Genomic DNA, 6,268 nt, shown 5'->3' on the forward strand with positions numbered 1-6,268 from the left:
GGAACAAGGTATTAGCAGTTATATCAAAGAGAAAAAAATAGACATGCTAGCTTTAATACCTAGAAAGCATGGGTTCTTCCATTCACTGTTTCATAAGAGTCAAAGTAAAAAATTGATTTTTCATACGGAAATACCACTGTTGGCCATTCCCGATTAGAAATAATAACATAGACTTCTTGTAGCTGAAGCCTGAGTAGCTGTTATTTTGAATTCAATTCAGTTTTTATGTCCATTTGTGCCTGTTCATATCCAGAAGAATAGCCCAGATAATAAGAAATGGCTATAACTATGACAAAAGCTATTGAAAATAGTAACACTGTTTTCTTGGCCTTAGCACTTTCCAATATTTGAATTTCACCCATAACCTGTAAAATACTACTTTATATAAAAATAAAAAATAGCTCTTATAGCAGCGGCCCGGCCTTAAGCAAAGTGTTTTAAATCAAATAGGTTCAATGGGCTACTCTTTAACATTAAGCTTCATCCATTCATCAATTGAATTGGCAGGTTTGGGAAACTCAACTTTAGCTTCAATCTTCTTTTGAGCCTGATCTATGGACTTATCTACCATGGCATGCGAAATGGATTCATATTCTCCAATACCTAAGCTGTCGAGCAAAGAAATAAGCCTTTCTCCTCCAAATAAACTAAAGAAAGCATTATCCAGCGACATGTAACAAGTTAATGACGACTTACCAGAATAATACCCTAATATGTCCTGCATGACAGAAGCCAATGGGTGTACATCAGCCAAAATCATCTCATAGTCTCCGTCAAAGGCCTTCCATTCTCCTTCCTCATACATAAAGAGCGTAAACTTGGTATCATGGTCACCTTTGTTGACTTGCGAAACCTCAAACAATTTCAATAACTGTTCATAGGTGTCTTTAAAAAAACAGACTACAACTACATCTTTTGTCGAGGAGAATTTCTGTCTGATGTCATCTACCATCATTTTGTATTTGGCTACTTCTGTGCGATATACCAGATAGTCAATTTTGGCCTTTGGAGGTTTGCTTTTGAATAATCCGAACATGATACAATATAGTTTTTAAAGACAAAAGATGCTAGACCTGAGAATAAAGAATGAATGACCCCCTTTGACAATGAAATGCACTACATTTTAACACGTTTTTCCTGATAATGGAACATTTTGGAAAAGGCTTGTATGAAAAGATTACTGCTTGGAGGCCGAAATGACACTTATGATTTTCATCCTCAATACACTAATTCCTTTTCCTCATCACCTTAGGGCCATACCAGAGCCAAAAGCCTGTAATTGTAAAGGTCATTAGGGCCATACCTAACACAGTGGTATAGAATAGCTTAAAAATGCCATTGGGCAGACCGAAATAGTTATCTATTATGGTTCCTTCATGTAAATGCTCCACAAGGTCTGAAGTGCGGAATTCATAAGACAACACTTCTCCTGTTACTGCATCTAGTTGCACGCTATTATAGTGGTTTTCATAAATAACCTTAACTATTCCTTTATCAGGTCGGGCATCTACCTTACTCAGCTCCAGTGATATATCCGCTCCGTTTCTGGCTTTCATCTCATTATGAGCTAACGCAACAAGCGTATCCATAGGTAGCCACTCCGATAGATTTTTAGATGAGCCTTTTGCTGTTGGATGCTGAAGGACATCCACCTTCTTCTTCCATCCCAGCATTAAACCGGTAATTGCTACTGCAAAAAATGCTACAAATAAGATAATGCCTGTCTTCCGGTGAATGCTCCTCGTGCTCCTAAGAATTGAAGCATGCTTTTTCCTCTCCATATTTGGCAATTATAAACGAAAGGTGCGAAAGTGCCTAAAACTAAAAATGGTGTCCTTGTAAGACTCCATTATTATACATTTATAATTCTTCCGACTTGATGGAGCAATTAACCAGTTAATAACCAGTCAGTTATATTATTTATTCAAGAATTTGAAATCCTTAATACCTGGCAGGTAGCCATCTATCAATTGGTTATCCAATTTTATATCACCGGTAACTTCCGCTCCTTTTGGATAAGTTACATGACGCAACTGCCTTTCTTTGATGAATGCCTAATTGAAGTTTTTATATAATTATCCTTAATCTATTATCGACTGATAGGTTAATGCCCTAAGCTTTTTATGATCATCAAGTCCATTATCCGGTATTAACTGAGTGAAATAAACCACCACCAGCTCTTCCTGAGGATCAACCCAATAGGTAGAGTGGTACGCTCCTCCCCAACCGAACTCCCCATTAGATCCCAATTCGCTTCGTAAAGCAAAATTAGTTGCCACCGAAAACCCTAAGCCAAAGCCCGTTCCACCAACCCATGGAAACATATCATTTCCAATATGATCTGAAGTCATAAGTTCTACAGATTTACGAGATAGCACCCTATTACCGTTAAAAGTGCCTTTATTGAGCATCATTTGAAGAAATTTAGCATAATCCATTGCAGTACTTAACAAACCAGCTCCACCAGAAAAGCTCTTTCGGGGACCATCAACATACTCACCCTGACCAACCATGCCTCCTGGGCTTGGAGCCTTTTTTAGTCCTCCTTTTTCACCGTCTGGTGAATAAACTACAGCTAGTCTGTCCTTTTTCTCTTTTGGCAAGTAAAAGTGTGTATCATTCATTCCCAAAGGATCGAGTATTCTATTCTTCAAAAAAGCATCTAGCGTTTCTCCTGAAACCACCTCAATAAGAGCCCCAAGAATATCGGTATTGTAACCATAAACGAAACGCTCTCCTGGATGAGCTTCAAAAGGCAAATTACCCAACCGTTCAATAGTAGCCTGAATTGGCTCATCTCTGTCTGCAAAATACCATCCCTGAATTTCAGCCTTTTCCCATTGTTCGGCACCTAGACCGTATCCATATCCTATACCAGCGGTATGTGTAAGCAAGTCAGTTATAGTGATGGGACGTTTAGCTTTTACCACTTTGTAACCATCACCATCAGGTTCTGCCACAGTAGTTGTCTTAAAAGCAGGAATGTATTTCCCAACTGGGTCAGTTATTAACAACTTACCTTCTTCCATCAGAATCATTATTCCTACTGAAACAAGTGCCTTAGTCTGAGACGCAATACGAAAAATCGCATCATTTTTCATCGCTACCTTGCTTTCAATATCACTGCTGCCAAACGACTCGAAATAAGCTATTTGCCCTTTTCGTGCCAATAAGATGACACTGCCTGAAAGCTTTTCATTATCAACATATTCTTGAAAGGTATTGCTTAAGTGTTCTAACCTTTCGGTAGACATGCCTACCTTCTCGGGAGCGACTTTAGTTAATTCCTGACCTATCAGGTTTTGACTAAGGAATACTATTAAAAATACATTCGTTAGCTTCATTAAAACCTTTGATTTCATAGCTATTATTTTATCCGATGCTGATTTATTAAATTATTTAATTGCTTATAGCAACCTTAACCTCTTCACCAGTATATTGAATTTCCTGGTAATTAGAAAGGTCATTGATGCTGACAGGATTTTCTTGATCAACCACAATTACTCTAATGGTTCGAGTTGTTAGCATACCCTCAAATGAGCCTTTCCGAGCTCCAATAGTCAGTTCTCCATTTGATTCAGACCACTCTAATGGAATAATTGAAAACTCCTTGTTTTCATAATTGTAGTTAGTACCCTCATCTTCATATAAATCAAATGACGCATTCTTACCTGCATAAACAACCACCGTTATAGGGTCTGCAGGTTTTTCTGTTGTATATTCAATCTCTGGACCATTAACCAAAATAGAACCTGCTTTAGCATATACTGGCATCTGCTCGTATGGTGCTTCAGCTTCAATGGTTTGGCCACCTTCCAGGAATTTCCCGGTATATATATCATACCAGCCAGCAGATTTTGGAAGATAAACCTCTCTGCTTCTGGCCTTATATTCATATACAGGACAAGCCATTAAAGTAGGTCCAAACATGTATTGATCACCAATATTATACACCTGATTATCCGAACTAAAATCCATAGCCAGGCCGCGCATGATAGTGTAGTCTTTTAAATACGTCCAGCCGGCTAATGAGTATATATATGGCATAAGCTGATAGCGTAGTTTGTTGTAATACAGCTGTGATTTGTATAGTGGGTGGCTCTCAGGTGCTAAATTGAACACCTCGCGATATGGAAATTGACCGTGAACTCTGAACAACGGCACCATTGAACCAAACTGATACCATCTTGCATTCAACTCTCGCCATTCCTCAAGATCTTCACTACCTTCCTCTGCCCTTTCATAGCGCTTTTCAACACAAAAACCACCAATATCCATGGTCCAGTAAGGCAAACCAGACATGGCGAAATTGATACCTGCAGAAATTTGAGCTTCCATATCTTCCCAACGTGTAGCAATGTCACCACTCCATGTTACTGCACCATAATGCTGTAGACCAGCAAAGCCTGATCGAGTAAGTATAAATACTCTTTCATCAGGATTGACCGATCTTTGACCTTCATAAATTCCTTTGGCATTCATTAAAGCATAGGCATTAAAATACTCAGTAGATGGTCCTAATTCTGTTGGAGTCATTAGCTGTTTACGGTAATCAATGCTGGCATTTGACAAAATATCGGGTTCCGAAGCATCCATCCACCATGCATCAAACCCCTTGGTGTATAGTTTATCTTCAATTTGATCCCAAAAAAGCTTTCGAGCTCCATCGCTATAAGCATCATAAAATGACCCAATATATCCCGGATATATCCAGTCTCTAACACTATCCTCTACAGCCCTCTTATACATCCAACCTTTTTCATTAAATGCATTATAGTTTTTAGTATTGATATAGAACTTTGGCCACACCGATACCATAATACGCGCATTCTGATCGTGAACCTTGTCTATCATTCCTTTAGCATCGGGAAATCTCGTCAGGTCAAAGTCATGGCTACCCCATTTATCTACGGGCCAATAAGACCAATCGAGTACGATATTGTCGATAGGAATATGGCGGTCTCTGAATTCCTTCAGTGTTGACAGCAATTCATCTTCAGTCTTATATCGCTCTCTACTTTGCCAAAAACCCATCGACCATTTCGGCATTATTTGAGCCTTGCCAGTCACCGTTCTGTATTTGCTGATAACATCATCCATTGAATTACCTACCATCAGATAATACCTAAGGCTTTGGCTCATTTCAGAGCTAAATGTAATTTGATTTTGAACCTGTTCTTCACGGGGGGATAATGACTTAAGGCCAATATAGGATACGCCTCCATCAGGCAGCCATTCAAGTTTAACGTGAACCTTTTTATTAGATTCCAGATCAATATTGAACTTTTCTACTGACGGATTCCATGCCGTCCTCCATTTATCAAATATCAACTCACCATTAACCCAAAACTTTGTGTATCCGGCATAATAGCATAGAAACCTATACAAACCTGCCTGATCTGATGATATTGAACCTTCCCACACTATTTTGGCATTATCAAAAGGAAATCCTTCTGGAAAATTCTTAACTGTCTCAAGGTTCTCATAATCTATAGTTGCTTCTTTCCGCTCAATGAATACTTTATCTGAAGTCTTATCTCCGTAATAAGTTGCTGTTAATCCACCCTCATCACCATATTTATCTGTTAAGGTAAGCTGATCAAGGTTGCTGTAGGATCGTTCATCTCCAAAGCGGGTTAAGGAATAATTATCCCATAAAATGCCGTAGTTTTCTGTTGACATAATAAATGGCACAGATACTTTTGTGTTGTATTGAAATAGTTCTTCGTTTTTCCCCTTATAGTTCATCTCATTAGCCTGATGCTGCCCCAAACCATATAATGCCTCAGTATTGGAAGAATTAAAGCGCTGTAAGGTGGAAAATCCAGATTTACCACCTACCTCTACAGCGGTAAAATCTCTGTCTGCTTCACTTATTATTGACTTGCCCTCCAAATCAGAGTAGGCTACTTTTCCAGTGGTTTTATCAATGGACACATTCAAACTTGATGATTTCAGTACAAGTATGTTATCTTCATCTTGCAGCTCAAACTTTACCTCACCAACCTCTGCTACTTCTATTAGACTTTCACTTTCTAATGAACCCTCAGAAGACAATAGCTCAACTTTGACAATGTCGTCTGTAACAAATGACACTCTTATTAAATCAGCTTCTCCTTCCTGAAGTGTAAGCTCAACACCATTGGCAATTGTTGTATAATTCTTATGCTCTTTATCGCAAGAAACAAGCACCAAACAGATAAGGGTGAATATTGTATTTAAAACTTTTCTATAATTCATGTCTATTTTTATCGCTATTCATTAATTG

5 protein-coding genes are annotated in these 6,268 nt (G+C 38.5%); all 5 read right to left on the reverse strand.

Annotated elements, in window-relative coordinates; all coding sequences use genetic code 11:
• Positions 1-200: 200 nt before the first annotated feature.
• The 5 genes from E1140_RS02460 to E1140_RS02480 all read right to left on the reverse strand — a co-directional run bounded on the left by E1140_RS02460 (position 201) and on the right by E1140_RS02480 (position 6,240).
• A complete protein-coding gene (locus E1140_RS02460; RefSeq protein WP_155178682.1) occupies positions 201-362 on the reverse strand; it encodes a hypothetical protein in 162 nt (53 codons plus the stop codon).
• 98 nt (positions 363-460) lie between these two features.
• Entirely contained in the window at positions 461-1,036 is a 576-nt protein-coding gene (locus E1140_RS02465) for a preprotein translocase subunit SecA (RefSeq protein ID WP_155178684.1), read from the reverse strand.
• Between the two features lie 190 nt (positions 1,037-1,226).
• The gene (locus E1140_RS02470) at positions 1,227-1,781 is read right to left on the reverse strand and encodes a PepSY-associated TM helix domain-containing protein (protein WP_155178686.1); all 555 of its coding nucleotides are present in this window, start codon (positions 1,779-1,781) and stop codon (positions 1,227-1,229) included.
• Positions 1,782-2,081: 300 nt separating this feature from the next.
• Positions 2,082-3,362 carry a serine hydrolase domain-containing protein gene (locus E1140_RS02475; protein WP_155178689.1) on the reverse strand — a complete coding sequence of 427 codons (1,281 nt, stop codon included), beginning with the start codon at positions 3,360-3,362 and terminating at the stop codon, positions 2,082-2,084.
• Between the two features lie 37 nt (positions 3,363-3,399).
• Positions 3,400-6,240 (reverse strand): glycoside hydrolase family 31 protein, encoded by a 2,841-nt coding sequence (locus tag E1140_RS02480; protein ID WP_155178691.1) that lies wholly within the window; start codon positions 6,238-6,240, stop codon positions 3,400-3,402.
• Between the last annotated feature and the right edge of the window lie 28 nt (positions 6,241-6,268).

Origin of the sequence: Fulvivirga lutimaris, assembly GCF_009711525.1 — a bacterium.
Lineage (GTDB): Bacteria > Bacteroidota > Bacteroidia > Cytophagales > Cyclobacteriaceae > Fulvivirga > Fulvivirga lutimaris.